This window comes from Aurantibacter sp. (assembly GCF_039941195.1).
In the GTDB taxonomy this organism is placed as follows: Bacteria; Bacteroidota; Bacteroidia; order Flavobacteriales; family Flavobacteriaceae; genus Aurantibacter_A.
This window is the reverse complement of the sequence record NZ_JBDVFA010000039.1, coordinates 46,238-67,531: the sequence shown is the minus strand read 5'-3', so window position 1 is coordinate 67,531 and position 21,294 is coordinate 46,238. Positions and strand designations below refer to the sequence as shown.

General features: G+C 34.7%; 21 protein-coding genes. 4 read left to right on the top strand and 17 right to left on the bottom strand.

Annotation, left to right across the window (positions count from 1 at the left end; translation table 11 throughout):
- Positions 1–84: 84 nt before the first annotated feature.
- From ABJF52_RS07585 to ABJF52_RS07565, 5 genes are all read right to left on the bottom strand, one after another.
- On the bottom strand, positions 85–867 hold the full coding sequence (locus ABJF52_RS07585) for a tryptophan-rich sensory protein (RefSeq protein WP_348148617.1): 783 nt from the start codon (positions 865–867) through the stop codon (positions 85–87).
- 62 nt (positions 868–929) lie between these two features.
- Positions 930–1,604: a ligase-associated DNA damage response endonuclease PdeM gene (pdeM, locus tag ABJF52_RS07580; RefSeq protein WP_348148614.1), complete on the bottom strand. Its 675-nt coding sequence runs from the start codon at positions 1,602–1,604 to the stop codon at positions 930–932.
- A gap of 15 nt (positions 1,605–1,619) precedes the next feature.
- Positions 1,620–4,088 carry a ligase-associated DNA damage response DEXH box helicase gene (locus tag ABJF52_RS07575; protein WP_348148612.1) on the bottom strand — a complete coding sequence of 823 codons (2,469 nt, stop codon included), beginning with the start codon at positions 4,086–4,088 and terminating at the stop codon, positions 1,620–1,622.
- A gap of 10 nt (positions 4,089–4,098) precedes the next feature.
- A complete protein-coding gene (locus tag ABJF52_RS07570; protein ID WP_348148610.1) occupies positions 4,099–5,724 on the bottom strand; it encodes an ATP-dependent DNA ligase in 1,626 nt (541 codons plus the stop codon).
- Positions 5,721–6,746: a ligase-associated DNA damage response exonuclease gene (locus ABJF52_RS07565; RefSeq protein WP_348148606.1), complete on the bottom strand. Its 1,026-nt coding sequence runs from the start codon at positions 6,744–6,746 to the stop codon at positions 5,721–5,723. Before ABJF52_RS07565 ends, ABJF52_RS07570 begins: the two co-directional genes overlap by 4 nt.
- A 99-nt stretch (positions 6,747–6,845) precedes the next feature.
- Between ABJF52_RS07565 and ABJF52_RS07560 the strand changes: the two genes are divergently transcribed.
- The gene (locus ABJF52_RS07560; RefSeq protein WP_348148605.1) at positions 6,846–7,277 is read left to right on the top strand and encodes a TerB family tellurite resistance protein; all 432 of its coding nucleotides are present in this window, start codon (positions 6,846–6,848) and stop codon (positions 7,275–7,277) included.
- 68 nt (positions 7,278–7,345) lie between these two features.
- Here the strand turns inward: ABJF52_RS07560 and fbp are convergent, their stop codons facing one another.
- Positions 7,346–8,353 carry a class 1 fructose-bisphosphatase gene (gene fbp / locus ABJF52_RS07555; protein WP_348148602.1) on the bottom strand — a complete coding sequence of 336 codons (1,008 nt, stop codon included), beginning with the start codon at positions 8,351–8,353 and terminating at the stop codon, positions 7,346–7,348.
- 115 nt (positions 8,354–8,468) lie between these two features.
- Here fbp and ABJF52_RS07550 point away from each other — a divergent pair, with 115 nt between their 5' ends.
- The 3 genes from ABJF52_RS07550 (at position 8,469) to ABJF52_RS07540 (ending at position 12,126) form a co-directional block, all read left to right on the top strand.
- Positions 8,469–8,948 carry a GNAT family N-acetyltransferase gene (locus ABJF52_RS07550; protein WP_348148640.1) on the top strand — a complete coding sequence of 160 codons (480 nt, stop codon included), beginning with the start codon at positions 8,469–8,471 and terminating at the stop codon, positions 8,946–8,948.
- Between the two features lie 23 nt (positions 8,949–8,971).
- Positions 8,972–10,222 carry an aspartate kinase gene (locus ABJF52_RS07545; protein ID WP_348148599.1) on the top strand — a complete coding sequence of 417 codons (1,251 nt, stop codon included), beginning with the start codon at positions 8,972–8,974 and terminating at the stop codon, positions 10,220–10,222.
- 89 nt (positions 10,223–10,311) lie between these two features.
- Positions 10,312–12,126, top strand: coding sequence for a GNAT family N-acyltransferase (locus ABJF52_RS07540; RefSeq protein WP_348148597.1), 1,815 nt, complete (start codon positions 10,312–10,314; stop codon positions 12,124–12,126).
- Positions 12,127–12,138: 12 nt separating this feature from the next.
- Here ABJF52_RS07540 and ABJF52_RS07535 read toward each other — a convergent pair whose 3' ends face one another.
- The 11 genes from ABJF52_RS07535 to serS all read right to left on the bottom strand — a co-directional run bounded on the left by ABJF52_RS07535 (position 12,139) and on the right by serS (position 21,254).
- Positions 12,139–12,648 (bottom strand): N-acetyltransferase family protein, encoded by a 510-nt coding sequence (locus tag ABJF52_RS07535; RefSeq protein WP_348148594.1) that lies wholly within the window; start codon positions 12,646–12,648, stop codon positions 12,139–12,141.
- Position 12,649: 1 nt separating this feature from the next.
- The gene (locus tag ABJF52_RS07530) at positions 12,650–12,973 is read right to left on the bottom strand and encodes a metalloregulator ArsR/SmtB family transcription factor (protein WP_348148637.1); all 324 of its coding nucleotides are present in this window, start codon (positions 12,971–12,973) and stop codon (positions 12,650–12,652) included.
- A gap of 82 nt (positions 12,974–13,055) precedes the next feature.
- Entirely contained in the window at positions 13,056–13,577 is a 522-nt protein-coding gene (locus ABJF52_RS07525; RefSeq protein WP_348148592.1) for an NINE protein, read from the bottom strand.
- Positions 13,578–13,638: 61 nt separating this feature from the next.
- Positions 13,639–14,025, bottom strand: coding sequence for a VOC family protein (locus tag ABJF52_RS07520; protein WP_348148589.1), 387 nt, complete (start codon positions 14,023–14,025; stop codon positions 13,639–13,641).
- Between the two features lie 58 nt (positions 14,026–14,083).
- Positions 14,084–14,542, bottom strand: coding sequence for a DUF1801 domain-containing protein (locus tag ABJF52_RS07515; RefSeq protein WP_348148586.1), 459 nt, complete (start codon positions 14,540–14,542; stop codon positions 14,084–14,086).
- Between the two features lie 12 nt (positions 14,543–14,554).
- Complete coding sequence (locus tag ABJF52_RS07510; RefSeq protein WP_348148583.1) at positions 14,555–15,493, bottom strand: 2-hydroxyacid dehydrogenase; 939 nt, start codon at positions 15,491–15,493, stop codon at positions 14,555–14,557.
- Positions 15,494–15,593: 100 nt separating this feature from the next.
- Entirely contained in the window at positions 15,594–16,946 is a 1,353-nt protein-coding gene (mgtE, locus tag ABJF52_RS07505) for a magnesium transporter (RefSeq protein ID WP_348148580.1), read from the bottom strand.
- Entirely contained in the window at positions 16,933–17,772 is an 840-nt protein-coding gene (gene rsmA / locus ABJF52_RS07500; protein ID WP_348148577.1) for a 16S rRNA (adenine(1518)-N(6)/adenine(1519)-N(6))-dimethyltransferase RsmA, read from the bottom strand. The genes mgtE and rsmA overlap by 14 nt, the downstream gene beginning before the upstream one ends.
- A gap of 13 nt (positions 17,773–17,785) precedes the next feature.
- Positions 17,786–18,097 carry a DUF4286 family protein gene (locus ABJF52_RS07495; RefSeq protein ID WP_348148575.1) on the bottom strand — a complete coding sequence of 104 codons (312 nt, stop codon included), beginning with the start codon at positions 18,095–18,097 and terminating at the stop codon, positions 17,786–17,788.
- A 45-nt stretch (positions 18,098–18,142) separates the two neighbouring features.
- Entirely contained in the window at positions 18,143–19,927 is a 1,785-nt protein-coding gene (locus tag ABJF52_RS07490) for a tetratricopeptide repeat protein (protein ID WP_348148573.1), read from the bottom strand.
- Between the two features lie 55 nt (positions 19,928–19,982).
- On the bottom strand, positions 19,983–21,254 hold the full coding sequence (gene serS, locus ABJF52_RS07485; protein WP_348148570.1) for a serine--tRNA ligase: 1,272 nt from the start codon (positions 21,252–21,254) through the stop codon (positions 19,983–19,985).
- Positions 21,255–21,294: the final 40 nt, after the last annotated feature.

Here is a 21,294-nt window from a genome sequence, read left to right as displayed (position 1 = left end):
ATGTTTGAAATGCAAAGATAACTCGATATCTAAGTTTATTCTAACCAAATGAAACAAAATTGAAGTGAACTTATTTCAAGGATATTAAGTAGTAGAAATGTGTACACTATTTTTTCTATGTTTTAAAGCAATTCCTATAATAGCGACCAAAATAATCAAGCATCCTATTAGGGCCGTATATGCGATGGTCTCATATTTATGTTGATGACGGATGTAAATAGCGAATAAAGCCCAAATGCCAACCACTGCAAATTCATACATTTTACGAGTATATAGAACAATAAGGTTTAATATGGTAGCAATTATAATCATTGTAATAGTCCACCCGGTTTCTGAAAGAAAACTACCCTCCCAATTTAATTTAGCTAAATAGGCAGCTATATTAGCGATGGTCGCGACTGCTATCCAACCACTATATATTCCTATTGGTAATCGATTGAAAAAATATGTTGAACGAGAAACTGGTGCTAATGCCATATTGGTGTTTAAAATTATTTTTATCAGAGCAATTAAAATACCTAGCATTACTAAAACAGAAATTCCGGTATATTCGTAAGCAAAAACAAATACCCAAACACAGTTTAAGAAATTGGCAATTACAAACCAATATGCTGTTTTTAGAATAGATTTTTCTTCAGTTTTATTGGTATAAGACAATTTTACTTGATAGCCACCATATGCGATTAGTGCAATAAAAATTAACCCCCAAATGGCAAAAGCATAGCCTTCTGGGGTAAAAAGATTGAAATATTTATTGCTTACTTCACCGATTGTAGTTTCATTAAAACGAATTGCTTGTGAAATATAATTTACAGTAATTACAAGAAGTACAGAAAATAGATTTAAAAGGGAAAGTCGCCTTTGCATAATGCTTTTCTTTAAGAATAGTGTTTAATAAAATTTTAAAAGTTCAATTGTCCTTCTACAAATTATTTCCAATTTCGTTTTTTCTTTTGATAGGTTTCAATTGGTACGGGTAGTACAGTATCTCCTAATAGTGCAAAAATCTGACAATTAGTTTCAGGCTCTTTTGTATGTGATCCTGTAAATTCACCAAATGCAGGAAGTAATAGTTGTAATTCTAATTTGTAAAAACAACGTAATCGTACGGATTGGCGACCCAAACCTCTTAAGCGAATTGCAGGATGGATATGCCCGCAAAAATTAAAAAGCTCCTCTCTTTCTTCGGGATGATGTGTTAAAAGAAAACCATCTAAATTTATTTCGGGGACGACTTCAATTCCTAATTCTTCATATTTTAAAGGTGAAATAATATCATGATTGCCGATTACCAGTATAATTTTAGCATGAATATTATGTGTCCATTTTTTAAATAATTCCCATTCTTTATTTAAAGAAGAATGAAAAAGATCACCCATAAAAATAATCTTTTCAGGTTCGAAAAAAGTGATGACCTCGTTCAATAATTCAAAGTTCTTTTGGATTGCTTTTTGTGGTACCGCTGCTCCGTATTTTCGAAAGTGTGAAATTTTGCCCAGATGAACATCGCTAATTAATAGCATTGAGTTTTCATGCCAAAATAAAGCGCCATGAGGGTGCATGGTAAATTGATGTTCTAAAATATTTATCGACTCGGTGTTCATGAAAACCAAAGGTATTTACTTTTTCATCAAAATTGCAGTCATACGTTTTATGCGATCCTCCCATTTTTCGCTGGATAGTTTTTCGCGACTCATCCGGTCTGTAATTAGTGGAAAGGCAAAGGGAGTAGCTTTTTTACATTCTTTCCAAACGATTTCTTGTGTAGCAATTCGTTCCATGGATAGTCGCAAACGACCTTCTTCTAATTGATGCTGAAAGGTTTCTGTAAACGCTTGTTGAAATAATAAATTTTCTGGTTCATAATCGCGGAACACCTCAAACAATAATTGCGAATTACTTTGCAAATGCTTCATTTTAATGGCCTTATTTGGATATCCTGTAAAAACCATTCCGCTAATAATGGCAATATCTCGAAATTTTCTTCGTGCCATTTCGGTAGCATTCAGACTTTTTTGTAAATCGTCAAGCAAGTACTCAGTAGTAAACAGATTATTATCTAGTACTTGTTGTATGTCAATTGGTTGGTCTGAAAGTAATTCAAAACCATAATCGTTAAAGGCTAAGGAGAAAGTTATTGGGGATAGTAAGCTTATTCTATAGCCTAGTAAACTTCCCATAGCTTCATGGACAAAACGACCTTCGAAGGGATAAAAAATATGATGAAATCCATCTCTCGTTTTAAAAGTTTCAATAAGAAATTCATTTGGTTTCGGTACGATACTTTCTCTACGTTGTCTTTCAAAAATATGTGCTAATGATTTAATTTCTGGAGATTGGTCTTTTGGGGCTTTATATGAAGAATATAGTTCCTGTCTTAATAATTCTGACATCTGTGCAGATAATGTCATTCGACTACCCATCCAACTTGAAATTCTATTGGTTTTTTTATTAGAATTTCTAACATGAACTTGCATTCCTTTAATTCGAATAAATTCTAAATTTCTTCCAGCAAAGGTGAATACGTCACCTCTATTTAGTTTGGATATAAAATATTCTTCGATAGAACCAATAAATCCGCCTTTTTGATAGCGCACAGATAAATTTACATCACCTACAATGGTGCCAATCTGAAACCGATGACGCATGGCTACCCCACGATCATTAACGGTAAATTTACCATCTTCTTCTATGCTTATTTTTTTATACTCGTCGTAGGCTTGTAAACTTTGACTTCCCATTACTAGGAAATTCAGAAGCCACTGCCATTTGTCTTTTGTTAAGGTTTGATAACAAAAAGTTTGTCGAATTTCTTCGAAGATTTTATCAGGATAAAATCCTTCAGAAATAGCTAATGTTGTTAAAAACTGTAATAGAACATCATAGCTATTAAGGTAGGGCAATCGGTCTTCTACCGTGTTTTTCTTTACTGCCTGTTGTAATGCTGAAGCTTCAATTAATTCTATGGCGTGGGTGGGCATAAAATAAATTACACTTTCTTTTCCAGGACGGTGACCGCTACGACCTGCGCGTTGTAGAAAACGAGCAACTCCTTTGGGTCCTCCAATTTGAACTATTGTTTCAACCGGTGCAAAGTCTACTCCTAAATCTAAACTCGATGTGCAAACTACAGCTTTTAAATTTTCATTTCGAATGGCTTGTTCTACCCAGTTTCGAGTTTCTTTATTGATGCTTCCATGATGCATGGCAATTTCACCTGCATATTCTGGATGCTTTTCTAATATTTTTTGAAACCAAATTTCACACTGACTTCTAGTGTTGGTAAATAATAGTGTTGTTTTACTATTTTCAATGATAGGAATTACGTCTTCTAATAATCGAATTCCTAGATGACCACGCCATGGAAAAGTCTCCATTTTCTTAGGAATAATACTTTTAATGGTAATTTTCTTTTTAATGTTGGCCTTAATCATAATTGAATTTGTCAATGCTTCTGACTGTGGGCCGAGCAGCACTTCTCGTGCCTGTTCTAAATTTCCGATAGTGGCAGAAATTCCCCAAATCCGCAATTCTTTCGAAACAGATTTTAATCGCGAAAGTGCAAGTTCCATTTGTACCCCACGTTTAGTGCCTAAAAGTTCGTGCCACTCGTCTACAACTATAGCAGTACAATTTTGAAATATCTTTGAGTATCCTTTGGATGCTAGTAGCAATTGTAAACTTTCTGGTGTTGTAATTAATAAATCGGGCATTTGCTTTTTCATTGCGGCCCTTGCTTTTGGAGAAGTATCACCTGTTCGTATACCAACTGTCATTTGAGTTTCCAAATCTGCCGTTACTCTTTCTGCCGATTGTCTAATTTCTTCTGACAGCGCTCGAAGGGGTGTTATCCAAATGGCTTTTAATCCTTTTTTATGTTTCGACTTATATTGTGGATTTTTTTTGATGTAATTGAGAACGATTGGAAACCATAGTGCATAAGTCTTACCACTACCCGTAGGTGCGTTTAGTAATCCGTTTTTGCCCTGTAGAAATGCCTTCCAAGTATCTTTTTGAAATTTAAAGGGTTTCCAATTCTGTTTTTGAAACCATAATTCGGCGATATGATAAAGTTCTTCCCTATTCACAATTTACATGTTAAGGTATCATTTCTTTTAAGTCGTTAATATGATTTGCTTCATGAATGGTTTTATCCTTTCGCCATCTCAAAATTCTAGGAAAGCGAGTTGCAATACCACTTTTATGTCGTTTAGAAAGTGCAATTCCTTCAAAGGCAATTTCAAATACGAGTTCTGGTGTAACTGAACGCACAGGTCCAAATCGTTCTAACGTATTTTTTTTAATCCAAGAATCTACTTTTCTAAATTCTGCATCAGTCAATCCTGAATAAGCTTTGGCAAAAGTTACGAGTTCTTTTTCTCCATTATCATTTTCGCGCCATAGAGCAAAAGTGTAATCTGTAAAAAGATTAGTTCTACGTCCGTGCCCTCTCATGGCATATGTTAAAACGGCATCAATAGTTAAAGGGTCGACTTTCCATTTCCACCAGTCTCCTTTTTTTCGGCCAACTAAGTAGGGAGAATCTTTTCGTTTCAACATTAATCCTTCGCTATGAACATTTCTTGAGTTTTCTCGTTCTGCCACAGCTTCTTCCCACGACTTAAAGTGCATGGTTTTTGAAATTTGTATTGGTACAGTGCCTTTGTCTTCTTTTGAGGCTTTATGTTGGATTACATTTTTAAATAATTTTTCTAATAATTTTCGGCGATATTCAAAGGGTTTGTTGCGAATATCCTTATTCTTCCATTCTAGCAAATCGTAGGCTTTTAAAATAACAGGCACTTTTTCTAATAATGCCTTTGATACTTTTTTTCTTCCAATACGGGATTGAAGATCGTTAAATGTTCCAATTTTGTTGTTTGGATATGGAAGAATTTCTCCATCAATCACAGTACCATTGGGAATAAGCTCTAATAATTTATTGAATTCAGGATATTTGTCAGTCACTAATTCTTCACCACGGCTCCAAATAAACAGCTGGTTCTTACGAATTATTGTTTGAGATCGTATGCCATCCCATTTATGCTCAGCCGACCATTCATTAATATTTCCTAGATTATTTATTCTATCTTCTACAGCATATGCCAAATAGAATGGGTAGGGTTTGGATAAATAGTCGCTTTCGTTTTCTTCTAGCACCAATTCTTGAAAAGAGATTTTATTTGGGTCCCAATTACCCATGAGCTTATAAGCCAGTATATCTTCATCTATTTTTGTCGCCTTAGATAAAGCACGAGTCATTAATTTTTGACTGACTCCTATACGAAAGCCACCTGTCATCAGTTTTGTAAAAACAAAGCGCTCATAATAGTTTAAGTTTTTCCAGTTTTCAATAAGATAATTTTGTTTTTCTTTATCAGATTTTGATTTTAGGCTAATCATTTCTTCAATATATCGTGTTAATGATTTAGCTGTTGATGATTTTCTTGAGGGTACAATTAACGCAATGGTTTCAGCTAAATCTCCAACTATATGATAGCTTTCCTCAAAAAGCCATAAAGGAATATTGGCTAACTCTGAGGCCCATTTTCTAATTAATGTGGTGTTAACTGGTCTTGGTGGCCGTCTATGAGAGAGAATGGCAATTGTCCAAACTTTATCTTTATCGCTAGCTACTGTAAAGTACTCAGCTAAAGCCTGCACTTTTAGGTTGGTTTTGTTTGTGCTATCAAGCGTCTTTATGAGTTGTGCAAAATTCTTCATAAATCAGCTTCCTCCTTAGCTGTGGTGTTTGCTTCCAATGGTTCACCTTCATATTGTGTTTCCTCGGTGCGTGCGTCAAAACCTTGTTCTCTTAAATAACGGGAGAAAATTTCTGTATAACCATGGGTACATATAATTTTTTCAGCACCAGTAGCATTTATGCTTTTTAATAGACCGTGCCAATCACAATGGTCACTAAGAACGAAGCCCTTGTCTATGGCTCGTCTTCTTCTTGCTCCCCGAAAAGTCATCCAACCACTTGCCGAAGCTGTAACATAAGGTACCATTTTACGTATCCAAGTACTGCCATGGGCAGTAGGTGGCGCTAAAACTATGTTTCCTGATAAATCTTCTTTTTTTGTTTCTTTTGTTATTAAGGTAGTTTTAGGAAAGTCTACAATTGGGCGTAGTACCTCAGTCATATTTTCTATGGCCCCATGGGTATATATTTTACCAATATCGGTATTCAAATATTTTAAAAGTCGTTGTGCTTTTCCCAGAGAATAGCCGAAAAGAATAGAAGTTTTACCTTCTTGTCTATTTTCGTGCCACCATTGATTAATATCTTCAAAGACTGTTTTTTGTGGAGTCCAGGTAAAAGCTGGTAATCCAAAAGTGCATTCAGTAATAAATGTATTGCATTTTATGGGTTGAAAGGGTGTTGAAATACCATCATCTTCATCTTTATAATCTCCAGTAAAAACCCAAACTTCTCCTTTGTGTTCTACACGAATTTGCGAAGAGCCAATAATATGTCCGGCAGGATGTAGACTAAATTTAACATTATTAATGCTAAAGGTTTCTTCCCATTCTTTTCCAGTGACAATTATTTCACCTAACCGATGTCTAATTATTGGAACATTCTTATGATGTGTAATATATTTTTTATGACCCCATCGACTATGGTCTGCATGACCGTGAGAAATAATTGCTTTGTCAACAGGTTTCCATGGGTCTAGGTAGATTTTAGCCGCATCGCAGTAAATACCTTTAGCAGTAAATTCTAAAAGTGGTTTGTTCATAGCTATCGTAAGTTACAAAATACACTCTAAAAATAAATTAGCGATACAGAAAATAAGACCTTCAAAAAATTTATATTTGCTTCCATAAAAATAGAATACATGTCAATTTCAGATTTGTTTGATAGTGGTTTTAGAAAAAGAAATCAAGATCATTTTGCAGCAATAGTACGAGTAGCCATGAGTGATGGTGTAATTACCGAGGATGAGCGTGCCTTTTTAGATCGCTTAGCTCGTAAGCTAGATGTGTCGGAAGATGATTATGCTAAAATATTGAAAGATTATGCTTCGCATCCAATTAATCCACCTACCAGCTATGACCGTAGACTGGAAAGATTATTTGATTTAACACGTATGGTATATGCAGACCATGAACTCGGTGAAAAGCAAGTGTCAATGTTAGAGCGCATGGGAGTTGGTTTGGGTTTTAATCCTATAAATGTATCATATGTAGTAGATAAGGCCCTAAAATTAGTTAGTGCTGGTGTTGATGAGGATAATTTTATTGATGAAATAAAGAATATGAACCGATAATAGTTCGAATAATATTTGATAAAAAAAGGAGGCATTTGCCTCTTTTTTTATGCGATTATTTAAAATCATCAATGATATTTATCTAAGAATTCTTGTAGTTTTTCAACCATTTTCCTGCTTCCGCAGAAAAAGGGAACCCTTTGGTGTAATTCAGTAGGTTCAATATCCATAATTCTGCTTTTACCTCCAATAGCCAGTCCATTGGCTTGTTCTGCTAGAAAGGCCATAGGGTTGCATTCATATAAAAGACGCAATTTTCCACTTTGCGATACACTACTTTTAGGGTACATGTAAATACCACCTTTAATCATGTTTCTGTGAAAGTCGGAAACTAATGAACCAATATAACGCGAGGTGTAAGGTCGGTCTCCCTCTTCTTGCTGACAGTACTTAATATAGTCTTTTACACCCTGATGAAAATGAATATAATTTCCTTCGTTTACAGAGTAAATTTGACCAGTTTCAGGAAATTGCATATTCGGATGTGATAAATAAAATGTCCCAATCGCAGGATTTAATGTAAATCCATTTACGCCATCACCAGTGGTGTAGACAAGCATGGTGGAAGTTCCATACACAATATAACCTGCTGCAACTTGTTCTTTTCCGGGTTGCAAAAAATCGGCCAGTGTAACGGGCGTGCCAACCGGTGTAATTCTTCTATAAATTGAAAAAATAGTACCTACAGAAACATTAACATCAACATTCGATGAGCCATCTAATGGGTCTATTAGTACGACATATTTATTTTGATGATTTTCATCATTACTGTTAATAGTGATAAAATCATCCTCTTCTTCAGAAGCAATACCACAAACAATTTCACGATTTGTAAGTGTGTTTATGAATTTTTCGTTGGCGAAAACATCTAGTTTTTGTTGGTCTTCACCTTGTATGTTTGTGTCACCAGCTTTCCCTAAAATATCCACCAATCCGGCCTTATTAACTTCGTGGTTGACAACTTTGGCTGCTAATCGAATGGCATTAATAAGTTTTGATAATTCTCCAGATGAGTATTGAAAAGAGTCTTGGTTTTCAATAATAAATTCACCTAATGTTTGGTTTCTTTTGACCATAATATCTTACACTTTGTTCGTTTTTTACAAATATCGCTTATTTTGTTAAACTCAGTAATAATGATTTTATTTTGATTATTTAGATTTATAACTTTGTGTTTTATTTATAACAATGATGAACTATAAAATAAGGCCAGCACAAGAGGGAGATTGTGCACAAATTTTAGCGTTAATACAGGAATTGGCAATTTTTGAAAAAGAAGGCGATGCAGTAGAAGTAACTGTAGAAGACTTAAAAAGAGATGGCTTTGGAAATGAAAAGTTATTTCATTGTTTTGTTGGTGAACTTGATGGAGCTGTAGTAGGTATTGCCTTGACTTTTCCGCGGTACTCAACCTGGAAAGGACCTATAATCCATTTAGAAGATTTAATTGTAGCTGAAAAGATGCGCGGTAGTGGCTTAGGAACTGCATTGCTAAATGAAGTGGTTAAGTATGGAAAAGAGTTAGGAGTAAAGCGTATTAATTGGGAAGTTATTGATTGGAATACCCCAGCAGTTAAGTTTTATGAAAAAAAAGGAGCAAGAGTGCTTCGCGACTGGGATGTTGTTCAGCTCGATGAAGCTGGTATGGAAAATTACTTGAATAATATATAAACGATTACAATAAAGAAATCACAATGAGGGTTTTTAAATTTGGTGGCGCATCAGTAAAAGATGCAAATGCAGTAAAAAATTTGGTAAGTGTTTTAAAAGAAACTGGCCATGAAAATACATTACTGGTTGTTTCGGCTATGGGAAAAACGACCAATGCCATGGAGGCAATTGTAAATGCTTATTTTGAAGATAAAGCACTCATAAAAAACAATATACAAGAATCAATTGATTATCATAATGCTATTTTAATTGAACTATTTGAAAATGCTAAGCACCCAATTTTTGAAAAAGTTAAGGGACTTTTTGATGAGGTATTAGGTTTTATTGCTTGGAATAAATCGCCTAAATACAATTTTGTTTATGATCAAATTGTTGGTTATGGAGAGTTAATTTCTACTACTATAATTAGTGCTTATTTAGAAGAAATTGGAATTCAAAATAATTGGCTCGATGTAAGAGATTTTATCAAGACGGATAATAGTTATCGAGATGTATCGGTAAATTGGGAGAAGACGCAGCAAAAGGTTACTGCTGGTATTGATCAAACGAAATTGAACATAACCCAAGGGTTTTTAGGAAGTGATGATAATAACTTTACTACAACTTTAGGGCGAGAAGGTTCCGATTATTCTGCTGCTATATTAGCCTATTGTTTAAATGCTAATTCCGTTACTATTTGGAAGGATGTTCCTGGAGTATTAAACGCTGATCCTCGATATTTTGATGAGACACAATTACTGAATAAAATATCATATCGCGAGGCTATAGAATTAGCATTCTATGGAGCGTCGGTAATACACCCAAAAACGTTACAACCACTTCAGCAAAAGGAAATTCCGTTGCATGTGAAATCGTTTATGAATCCAAAGAACCCAGGCACTACTGTTGGAAAAGGAATAGGTATAGAGCCAAAAGTTCCTTGTTTTATTGTTAAAAAAGATCAGGTTTTAATGAAACTATCATCATTAGATTTTTCTTTTATTGTTGAAGACAGTATTAGTGAGCTTTTTAAATTGTTTCATGAGTATAAAATGAAAGTAGATTTAATACAAAATTCTGCTATTAGTTTTTCTGTTTGTGTGGATAATAGATTTGGTCGATTAAACGAATTATTGCCTTTATTAAAAGGGAGATTCAAAGTAGTGTATTACGAAAGTGTATCTCTTTTTACGATTCGTCATTTCACAGATGAGGCAATAGATTCACTTCAAAATGGTCATCAAGTGTTGTTGGAGCAACGCGGTACGGAAACAGTACAGTTGGTGGTGAAATAGATATATTATTGATATAATCTATTTGTTAAAGTGAAGGACTAATCTTTTGATTTACCTATATTTACTATTACCTAAAACTTACAAGTAATATGGGTTTAGTGACCGCAAAAGAAGTGGCCAAGGCTGTTAATCTCGATAAGTACGGGTTTGTTGGTACTTTTATAAGTTGGTTGCTTATGAAAGTTACGAGAATATCGAGCATTAATTCTTTTTATGATACCATAAAACATTTAGAAGCTTCAGAATATGCTGATGCTATTCTTAAACATTACGAAATTGATTTTGAAATTCCTGAAGGTGACTTTAAGCGCTTACCTAAAAAAGGATCTTATATTACAATATCGAATCATCCTCTGGGTGCAGTAGATGGTATTTTGCTATTTAGGTTGCTTTTTGGTCAGCGATCGGATTATAAAATAATGGCAAATTTCCTTTTACAGCGTATGGTTCCTATAGAGCCCTATATTATTCCGGTTAATCCCTTTGAGAATAGAAAAAATGTAAGAAGTAGTTTGGCAGGTTTTAAAAAGGCACTACAACATTTAAAAGATGGACATCCGTTAGGTATATTTCCTGCCGGGGAAGTTTCTACGAAAAAGGAGGGCAAATTAATAGTAGACAGGCCTTGGGAAGAAGCGGCCTTAAAATTGATTAGAAAAGCAGAAGTTCCTGTTGTTCCAATTTATTTTCACGCGAAAAATAGTAAGCTTTTTTATCGAATGGCTAAGTGGAACGATATATTTAGAACCGCTAAAATACCGTCCGAAGTATACTCACAGCGCAATCGGCCAATTAAGATTAGAATAGGGCAACCAATAAGTGTCCAAACACAAAGTGAGCAACAATCGCTGGAGGATTTCGCCGATTTGTTACGTAAAAAGACGTATATACTTTCAAATGCTTATGAAAAGGAACGTTTAATAGATCAGATTCCAACATCTTTAAAGCTTCCTAAATTACCTCGAAAAATTGCAACTGCAATCCCAATTGAAGTGATAGAGGGGGAGATAGAAAAGTTACGTGAAAAAGATAGGAGGCTTTTGCAAAGTAAAAATTATGAAGTCTTTTTGGCCCCTGCAAACGAAATGCCATTTACATTAAAGGAGATAGGTAGGCAACGTGAAGTGACTTTTAGGGCGATAGGTGAAGGGACAAATAATTCAAGTGATTTGGATGATTTTGATGCCTATTATCATCATCTTTTTCTTTGGGATGGTAATGAAAAAGCACTTGTTGGTGCATATCGAATGGGCCTAGGAGCTCAGATTTTCAAGAAATATGGCATTGATGGTTTTTATCTACAAGCTCTTTTTAGGTTTGAACCAGAACTGTTTGGAATGATGGAGCAGTCTATTGAAATGGGTAGAGCTTATATTGTAAAGGAATATCAACAAAAACCAATGCCATTATTTTTATTATGGAAAGGTATTGTTCATACCACGCTAAGGCATCCAGAACATAAATACCTAATTGGCGGTGTAAGCATAAGTAATCAGTTCTCAAATTTCTCAAAATCTTTAATGATTGAATTCATGAAATCTAATTATTGGGATCCTTATGTAGCACAATATATACGACCTAAAAAAGAATTTAAAGTTAAGTTGACTGATGCCGATAAGGATTTTGTATTTGATGAAACTGCTGCTGATCTAAATAAATTTGATAGATTAATTGATGAGGTAGAGCCAGGTAGTCTTCGCTTACCAGTTTTAATAAAGAAATACATTAAGCAAAATGCGAAAGTTATCGCTTTTAATGTGGATCCATTATTTAATAATGCGGTTGATGGTTTAATGTATATTAAAATTTCCGATTTACCGGAAAGTACGGTTAAGCCTGTAATGGAAGAATTTCAAGCTGAACTGGAACGAAAATTTGTGGAAGCGAATCAAAATGAGGATTAAATTAGTATTTGTTTATGCTACCCCAATTATGGTACTTCTTCTTTCGTAAAGTAAGTTATCTTTCCAAAGACCATCTATTTTGCCAACACGTTCACGCTTGCCGATGTATCTAAATCCAGATTTCTTATGCAGTTTACAACTTCCTATATTTTCTGGAAATATTCCTGATTGCAAGGTCCACAGTCCTTCTTTTTCACTAGAGATAATTAAAGATTGCATTAATTTTGAACCCACTCCTTGTCCTCTAGATATTGCATTGATATAAACGCTTACTTCGGCAACACCTCCATAAACACATCGACTAGAGACGGGAGAAAGTGCTGCCCAGCCCAAAACAGTGTTATTTTGTTCAGCAATTAATCGACAAGTATTTAAATGTGATGAATTCCATGATTCGTAAGTTGGTATTTCTTTCTCAAAAGTTGCAATTCCAGTTGCAATGCCCTCGGCGTAAATTTTGGAAACTGCATTCCAATCGCTTTTCTTCATTGGTCTAATAGTGATGTTTTGATTGTTTCTCATATTAGCTGCAATTAAATTTTGTAGTATTAAAAAAAGAATTCAACGAATCTTGAACTTCTTTCCATTTGGCAAGGTTAAGACAGTAGCACACTTTTTTTCCTTCAATTTCACCATGTATTAAATCGATGCTTTTTAGCTCTTTTAAGTGTTGAGATATTGTGGGTTGTGCAAGGCCAATTTCTTCAACAATATCATTGCAAATGCATGCATTTTGGCGGCTTATGTATTGTAAAATGGCTATCCGTCCTGGGTGAGCAAGCACTTTAAAAATTGTAGCAAGCTGATTTTGTTTAGAAGTATATATTTGTGATTTTGTTATTCCCATTACATATTTATATATTGCTATATTACGATAATATAGCGTGATAAAAAAGCCAATTCTAAATGAATTGGCTTTTACTAATTGCTTAAAACCATGTTTTTTTGCCAACTTGGTAAGTCTGATAAAATTCTTCATCGGATTTGGTTAAGTATATTATGCCTTCTATTAATCCGATAATTCCCATTAATGATGCGCCAATTCCACATGTGATACCACCTATTAGTATAGTGACAACCAACATTATGATACCTTCTTTTTGATAGCCAAGTATAAATTTGTGAATACCTAATGAACCCAAAACAATTGCTATAATTCCGGCTAGAAGTTTTTTATTTTCACCTCCTATCTCATTAAATGCCTCCTTAGCATTTTCTGAGAATTCATTAGCTGTTTTCTTGGCTTCATCAGCAAAGTCACTTGCAGCTTCTTTAGCATCTTCAGCAAATTCACTCGCTTTTTCTTTGGCATCTTCGGCGAATTCTTTGGTTGCTTCTTTTGCATCTTCAAATTTTTCATTCGCTTTTTCGCCCATTTCACTCGCTTTTCCTTTAGCGTCGTCCATGGCATCTTCTGCCATATCTCCTAAGTCTTTGTTCTCTTCTGACATTATTTTTGGTTTTACTGGTTGTTCAAATACTTGTTGGCTAAATGTACTATTTATTTGTTTATTATTGAAAGGCTTTATCTATAGGCTCCCAAAGTTCTAATTTGTTGCCTTCAGGATCTAAAATCCAACCGAATTTACCGTATTCATATACTTCAATTTCGCCTACTATGGTTACACCTTCTTCTTTAAGGGTAGCTAAAAGTTCTACTAGATTGTCTACCCTAAAATTCATCATAAATTGCTTTTTGCTGGGTTCAAAATACGGTGTGTCCTCTTTCATCGGGCTCCATTGTGTAGAGCAATCTTTACCCTGCTTATCTTTCCACCAAAAAGTACACCCGTATTGGTCCGTATTTAAACCCAATCGGTCCTTGTACCATTGTTTTATTGCATCTGGGTCTTTGGTTTTAAAAAAGAAGCCACCTAAGCCTGTTACCCTTTTTGTCATAATTTATAGTTTTAAGTTTTAAGAATCAATACATTATAATGGTTTCTAAAGTTTATTTCTATTTCTTTTTTATATTTTTCTCGTATAAAGAAATCCAATCTTTTACAGTTGTTTTTGAACATAATTCTTCGATTAAATCATAGGGTATATCATCCATAGCTTTAAATCGAATACAACTTTTGCCCATGTCTAATTTTCTTTTACAATATTTAGGGTATTCTGAAACAAACCAGTCGTACAAATTTTGGTCGGCATAAATGCCAGAATGGTAGAGTGCAATAAAATTTTTCTGTGATGCAAGATTAATAAATGGTAGCGGTAATTTCGGGTCGCAATGGTAGCCATCTGGATATGACGAATGAGGAACGACCCAGCCCAACATGCCATAGCTCATTTGTTCTTGAAACCCCTTAGGAATAGATTTGTTGATTGAATCTCGAATTCTTGAAATTACAAGTTGTCTGTTTTCAGGCAACTGGTCAATGTATTTTTCAGGAGAATCCGCCGTGTATTTCATGGTATTTCAAATTTAGCAAAATTCTTCTTTGATTTTATCGACTATAGTTTGCGCTAGTTTTTCAAGACTTTCTATAGTCCAGCCAGCAACATGCGGGGATAGGATAACATTTTCTGCTTGGATTAAATATTCAAAAGCTACAGGTAATTTTTGATCTGTAAACATATTTTCAAAAGATGCTTTTTCGTATTCAAGAACATCCAATCCTGCTCCCAATATTTTACCGGATTTTAAAGCGTCAACTAAATCATTCGAAATAACGCTTTTACCACGAGCAGTGTTTAATAACCAGATTGGTTTGTGGAATTTTTCAATAAATTCAGAATTAATCATACCAATGGTTAGTTCGGTTTGAGGAATATGTAAACTTAAAACGTCGGTCTTTTGTTGTAATTCCATGATACCAACTTGTCTGGCATTTTCATCTTCTACACCTCCTTTAATGTCGTAACATATTACTTCAATGTCGAAACCTCGAAGTTTTTTGGCAAAGGCTTTACCCATATTGCCGTAACCAATAATTCCTACTGTTTTGCCATCGAGCTCTATTCCTCTGTTGCCTTCACGGTCCCACTTGCCAGAACGGACTTCTTTGTCTGCTTTGTTTAAATTGTTAAACAGTGAAAGTAGCATCCCTAATGCGTGTTCACTAACGGCATTTCTATTGCCTTCAGGAGCTGCAGCAAGAAAAATGCCGAGCCTGGCTGCATAATTAATGTCAATATTTTCTAGTCCCGCACCGAGTCTTGCAATAAATTTTAATTTTACTGCTTTGTCTAGAAAAGATTTGTCAATAGAAAAACGACTACGAATAATTAATCCGTCGTATTCATGAATTTTTTGTTCAATCTCTTCTTTAGATGAAGTGTAATCTTCATGGTTTTCAAATCCTAAAGTATTGAATTGTGCTATTATTAGGGGGTGGTTAACATTTACATGTAATACCTTCATATGTATTCAAATTTTAAGGAAGAAACAATTTAATGATTTCTAATAAGAGTCATCTAAAGGACATGATTAAAAATTAAAATAGGAATCTTCTGAGCGTAATTTAAATTCCCAAGATAATTTTAGCAATCCAAAAATAGATTAAAATTCCAAAAATATCATTGCTAGTAGTTATAAAGGGCCCTGTTGCTATTGCAGGATCAATACCACGTTTATGTAAAAAGAGGGGCGTAAAAGTTCCAATAAATCCGGCTACTACAATTACTACAATAAGTGAAATGGAAATGGCTAAAGCCGTTAAAAAATGACCTTTGTAAGCCCAAGTAAAGAGTAAAAGAATAATAGCTAGAATTGTTCCATTTAAAAGAGCAAGTAACATTTCTTTAATAAGTCTATTACTAATACTACCTTTTAAATCATCATTCGCAAGACCTTGAACGATGATAGCACTTGATTGTACGCCTACATTCCCTGCCATGGCAGCAATTAGCGGGGTGAAGAAGAATAAAACAGCATGTTTGCTGATCATTTCTTCGAATCCGCCCATAATTACAGCGGCTCCAACACCGCCAACTAAACCTAAAAACAACCAAGGAAGCCTAGCTCTAGTAAGTTCCCAAATGGTATCATCAGCTTCCACATCTTGTGAAATACCCGCTGCCATTTGATAATCCTTTTCAGCCTCTTCTCTAATAACATCTACAATATCATCAATGGTAATACGACCAACCAATCTTCCTATTTCATCAACAACTGGAATGGCTTCAAGATCGTATTTAGACATTATTTTAGCGACTTCTTCCGGCTTCTCATTAACATTTACATAATCTACATTTGAAATATATACATCTCGAATATGTGAGCTAGTAGAAGTCGTTAAAAGGTCTTTTAGGGAAAGTCGACCCATAAGCTTTTCTTCACTGTCAACTACGTAGATTGAGTGTACTCTGGTTACATTTTCTGCTTGTGCACGCATTTCAGTAACGCAAGTAGTAACATTCCAATGTTCATAGACTTTAACAAGCTCTTTTGCCATAAGTCCACCGGCAGAATTTTCATCATAACGTAAAAGGTCTACAATGTCTTTTGCGTGTTCTCTGTCTTCTATTTCAGAGATTACTTCTTGTACGATGTCATCAGGTAATTCAGCAATTATATCTGCGGCGTCATCGGTATCTAATTCATCGAGTTCTTCTGCAATTTCCTTAGAAGAAAGGTTACTTAGAATAGATTCACGAACATCCTCATCGAGCTCTGTTAAAACATCAGAAGTTTTATCACTATCCAAGAGCTTTATGAGGTAGGTAGCTTGCTCAGTCTCTAATTCATCGGCAATTTCAGCAACATCGGCGTAATGGACGTTGTCCATAAGTGCTTCCAATCGGGAGTCCTGTTGGTCTCTAATTAGTTGCTGAATTTCTTCTAATAAGTCGTCTGTGAGTTTAAAGGGTGTCATTTGCTATCTTCTCTGTTAGCCCAACAAAATCGGCAACTGTTAATTGCTCTGGTCGAAGCGTAAAGATAGTATCTTCTTTTAAATTATTTGAAAGTGCGAACGATTTTAAACTATTTCGTAACGTTTTTCTTCGTTGGTTGAAAGCTGTTTTTATAACACGGAGAAACAATGTTTCATCAATAGGAAGTTTAAACTCTTTTTTACGGGTTAATCGCAAAACACCAGAGTCTACTTTTGGCGGAGGGTCAAATACATCTGGCGGAACTGTAAATAAATATTCTGCGTCATAAAAAGCCTGTGCATAAACAGATAATATGCCATAAGCTTTGCTTCCATTTGTGGAACAAATACGTGCAGCGACCTCTTTTTGAAACATTCCTGTAAACTCCGGAACGTATTCTTTTATTTCGAGCATTTTAAAAACTATTTGCGTAGAAATATTGTACGGGAAGTTTCCTGTAATTGCAAATTGTTCATTTTTAAATAATAATAATAGGTCGAATTTTAGAAAATCAGCTTCCAGTACTGTAATATTTCCTTTTTTTTCTAAAGGATTTTCTAATTCAAAATTCGAATTTAGGTAGGCTATGGATTCTCGGTCGAGATCCATTGCGACTAAATTTACTACGTTTTGTAAAATATACTTTGTTAATACGCCAGTTCCTGGGCCAATTTCAATAACATTCTTATAGTCGTTAAAGGTAAGCGTGTCAGCTATTTTAGCAGCAATTTCCTCATCTTTTAAGAAATGTTGTCCAAGATGCTTTTTAGCCTGAACAGGACCTTCATGTTTTGGTTTTTTAAATGATTTTCTGTGTTTGGCCATTGAAAAGTGTTTCTTAGTGTTCGCTTACTATTTCCATTTCGGTTCTAAAAGAAACAAATTTATTTGGAAATAGTTTTGCAACCTGATTTCGTAATTCTGGTGCGTCATCAGCGTAATACTTTTCTAGCGTTTCTTTGTTACTAACACTGTATTGAACAGAATAAGTAAAGCCACCCATTTCTTCTTCAATCAAAACACGACTCATTTTAGCACTTGTAAATTTACCCGTTGCAAGTACGGCGGGGATATGGATTTCTTGCATCCATTTTAGCCATGCTGAATGTGCAGATTCGTCTATGTTAGTTGTTACGTTGTAGATGTACATTAATTGTATTTTATATTCACCGAGGTTGAGTGGTTATTGTGAAACCTAATTTATACTATCACCTCTAAGTTCTCTAAAGTGTCTTCTTGCTTGCGGAAAAAAATAACTGTCCTGATAATTGTATATTATTTTTTCATACGCTTGCATAGCTTTCGCGGGTTCGTTCAATTCTGAACGATATAGTTCACCCAAGTTATAATAAGCGTCGTCAGCTAAAATACCATCCGCATAAAATTCTATTATTTTAGTATAATTAAAAATCGCGGCTTGAAATTCTTTTTGTTTTTCTAAAAGTTTTCCTTGTTTTAATAAAGCTTCATCTTCAATTTTTTCACCTTTATGGTTTTCGAGAATATCATCTAAAACAGCTATAGACTCTTTGTCTTTGTTTTGATAAGCCAAAAGGTCTGCTCGTGCATATTTTTTTAGCGCAGTTTGCGTTGAATCTTCCAAAGAATTGTCAGAGATTAACAGGCTTAACTGCATAGCGTCATTAGCAATTAATTGAGAAGTTGAACTTCTTAAAACTTTCAACTGTGTTAAGGCCCAGTCAAAGTCGCCCTTATAAAAGCTAGTTTGTGCAACTTTAAAACGAGCATTTTGTCCTAATACATCATTTTTTAAACGCTTCTGAATTTGAGAATAGTAGATTAATGCCTCGTTAAATTTTTTATTGTAGACCAATATGTCTGCAAGTGCCATTTTAACAAATGCAGAACCACGCGTGTTTAAAGGTAATTCTAAACTTTTTTTTAGAATAACAATAGCAGCTTCTGGTGTATTTTGTGTAAAAGTTAAAAAGTTAGCATAATCCACTTGTAATTGTAAAGTCTGATTTTCATAACCATATTGAGTGATTAACTGGTCGTATTTTTTTTGTATTTGCTCAATTGATTTCTCATCCGCGTCTAAAGATTCTAAAGCAATGAAGTCTAATTGAGCATGTAATTTAATGACTTCATCAAAGGCATTGTCTATTATATATTGATAAACTTCTTTGGCAGTTTCTATATCCTCATTTTCAGACGCGGTTATCGCTAACATATTAAGACGTTCAATTGTGGCACCATCTGTACGTTTAAAAATTGCCTTTTCTTGTCGAAAGGCGCTACCATATTGTTTTTGACGAACAAATAGCCAACTCAATAATTCGTTCCAAAGCGGATCTGGGTTTTTCTGTGCATTGGTTAATAACACTTTTTTTAAAAGGAGGTTGTTTATGTTTTCAGCATCTTCGCTCACAAAATCATCTATGCTACGGAGTACACGCGATTGTGAAACTTTACCCTCACTAATTAATTTTAAATAAGATGTGTACATCTTTTCAATTTGGCCTTCCTCACCATATATTTTGGCTAATTGAAAATTGTAATCTAATTGTGGATTCAATTCCATTGCCTTTATAAAGGCTTTTGCGGCATAATCTAAGAGCGCATATTTTTGAAATCGAAGTCCTAGACCATAACCAAAATTGGCATTTTCATTTATTTTGTCAATTGCTTTTTGATAGTACTCGTTGGCTTTGCTACTGTTGTTTTGTAGTGCGTAATTGTAACCGAGCTCAATGATAAAGGTAGGGTAGGTGTTTTTGTCTTTTAACTGTTCTATTAGAAGGTTTTCAGCATCTTCATAACGTTCGAGTTGCTGATAACATTTTATCAAACCAGTTGCATAATCAGTCCTACGTGGGCTTTTTTTAACCAGTTTTTCATAAAAAACAACCGATTTTTCAAATTCACCATCATTAAAATACTGCTTGGCAAGAAAATCTTCTTGGGCCACAATAGTTTGCAGTGAACAAAAAACGAAAAGAAAGATGAAAAATCTCAAGTACGGGTTTTTTGTAAAGATACGTAGAATGGGTAATGTGGGTGTTAAAGACTTACTAATCAATAGTGTCAAAACCACAATACGGAATCAAAACTTCAGGAATTTTTATTCCATCAGCTGTTTGACAGTTTTCTAGTATACCAGCTAAAACACGTGGTAGTGCTAAAGAGCTCCCGTTAAGTGTATGTGCAAGTTGGCTTTTTCCATTTTCGTCTTTGAAACGTAATTTTAGTCTATTTGCCTGGTATGTTTCAAAATTAGAAACAGAACTAATTTCTAGCCAACGGTCTTGGGCAGTAGAAAAAACTTCAAAGTCATAAGTAAGTGCGGCGGTAAAACCTAAATCTCCACTACAAAGTCTTAAAATTCGATAGGGTAAATTTAATTCGCGAAGAATTTCTTTTACATGATCAACCATGCCATCTAGAGCAGCATAAGAATTATCTGGGTGTTCAACACGTACAATCTCAACTTTGTCAAATTGATGTAATCTATTCAGGCCTCTAACATGCGCACCATAACTACCGGCTTCACGTCTAAAACAAGGCGTATAACCCGTGTAGCGAATAGGAAACTCATCTTTATTTACAATAACGTCTCTAAAAATATTGGTTACCGGAACTTCTGCAGTTGGTATTAAATACAAATCATCTGCCGTTACATGATACATTTGCCCTTCTTTATCGGGTAATTGTCCTGTGCCTAAACCAGAGGCTTCATTTACCAAATGTGGTACTTGAATTTCGGTATAACCAGCAGCAGTATTTTTATCTAAAAAGTAAGATATTAACGCACGTTGTAAGCGTGCACCTTTTCCTTTGTAAACAGGGAAACCTGCCCCTGAAATTTTAACCCCCAATTCAAAATCGATGATATCGTATTTCTTTGCTAGTTCCCAATGTGGCAAGGCATCTGTATTCAATACGGGAATATCTCCTTCTTTGTAAATCTCCTCGTTATCCTCTTCTGTAGTACCTGTCGGGACTGAGTCGTGCGGCACATTCGGAATTTGATAAAGTAAATTTTGTAATTCTTCCGCAGTTACATTTAAATCATCCCCTAATTGTTTTGATTCTTCTTTTAAAGCCCCAGTCTTTTCTTTTAAAACATTCGCTTCGGCAGCTTTTCCACTTTTAAATAGGCCTCCTATTTCTTTAGAAAGCTTGTTGCTTTCTGCTAGAATAGTATCTAATTTAGTTTGAGTGGTGCGTCTTTTTTCATCGAGTTGCAGCACATTGCTAAGCAATGAATCTGCATCAATTTTGCGCTTATTTAAAGCTTTGATGATTTCATCTTTATTATCGCGAATTACCTGTAACTGTAACATTGATATGTAATATTTAAAAGGGCAAATTTAAGTTAATCAG

Bases quoted from the DNA above. Each gene is read 5' to 3' on its own strand.
- ABJF52_RS07585 (WP_348148617.1), bottom strand. From the start codon at position 867: ATGCAAAGGCGACTTTCCCTTTTAAATCTATTTTCTGTACTTCTTGTA.
- pdeM (WP_348148614.1), bottom strand. From the start codon at position 1,604: ATGAACACCGAGTCGATAAATATTTTAGAACATCAATTTACCATGCAC.
- ABJF52_RS07570 (WP_348148610.1), bottom strand. From the start codon at position 5,724: ATGAAGAATTTTGCACAACTCATAAAGACGCTTGATAGCACAAACAAA.
- ABJF52_RS07565 (WP_348148606.1), bottom strand. From the start codon at position 6,746: ATGAACAAACCACTTTTAGAATTTACTGCTAAAGGTATTTACTGCGAT.
- ABJF52_RS07560 (WP_348148605.1), top strand. From the start codon at position 6,846: ATGTCAATTTCAGATTTGTTTGATAGTGGTTTTAGAAAAAGAAATCAA.
- fbp (WP_348148602.1), bottom strand. From the start codon at position 8,353: ATGGTCAAAAGAAACCAAACATTAGGTGAATTTATTATTGAAAACCAA.
- ABJF52_RS07550 (WP_348148640.1), top strand. From the start codon at position 8,469: ATGAACTATAAAATAAGGCCAGCACAAGAGGGAGATTGTGCACAAATT.
- ABJF52_RS07545 (WP_348148599.1), top strand. From the start codon at position 8,972: ATGAGGGTTTTTAAATTTGGTGGCGCATCAGTAAAAGATGCAAATGCA.
- ABJF52_RS07540 (WP_348148597.1), top strand. From the start codon at position 10,312: ATGGGTTTAGTGACCGCAAAAGAAGTGGCCAAGGCTGTTAATCTCGAT.
- ABJF52_RS07535 (WP_348148594.1), bottom strand. From the start codon at position 12,648: ATGAGAAACAATCAAAACATCACTATTAGACCAATGAAGAAAAGCGAT.
- ABJF52_RS07530 (WP_348148637.1), bottom strand. From the start codon at position 12,973: ATGGGAATAACAAAATCACAAATATATACTTCTAAACAAAATCAGCTT.
- ABJF52_RS07525 (WP_348148592.1), bottom strand. From the start codon at position 13,577: ATGTCAGAAGAGAACAAAGACTTAGGAGATATGGCAGAAGATGCCATG.
- ABJF52_RS07520 (WP_348148589.1), bottom strand. From the start codon at position 14,025: ATGACAAAAAGGGTAACAGGCTTAGGTGGCTTCTTTTTTAAAACCAAA.
- ABJF52_RS07515 (WP_348148586.1), bottom strand. From the start codon at position 14,542: ATGAAATACACGGCGGATTCTCCTGAAAAATACATTGACCAGTTGCCT.
- ABJF52_RS07510 (WP_348148583.1), bottom strand. From the start codon at position 15,493: ATGAAGGTATTACATGTAAATGTTAACCACCCCCTAATAATAGCACAA.
- mgtE (WP_348148580.1), bottom strand. From the start codon at position 16,946: ATGACACCCTTTAAACTCACAGACGACTTATTAGAAGAAATTCAGCAA.
- rsmA (WP_348148577.1), bottom strand. From the start codon at position 17,772: ATGGCCAAACACAGAAAATCATTTAAAAAACCAAAACATGAAGGTCCT.
- ABJF52_RS07495 (WP_348148575.1), bottom strand. From the start codon at position 18,097: ATGTACATCTACAACGTAACAACTAACATAGACGAATCTGCACATTCA.
- serS (WP_348148570.1), bottom strand. From the start codon at position 21,254: ATGTTACAGTTACAGGTAATTCGCGATAATAAAGATGAAATCATCAAA.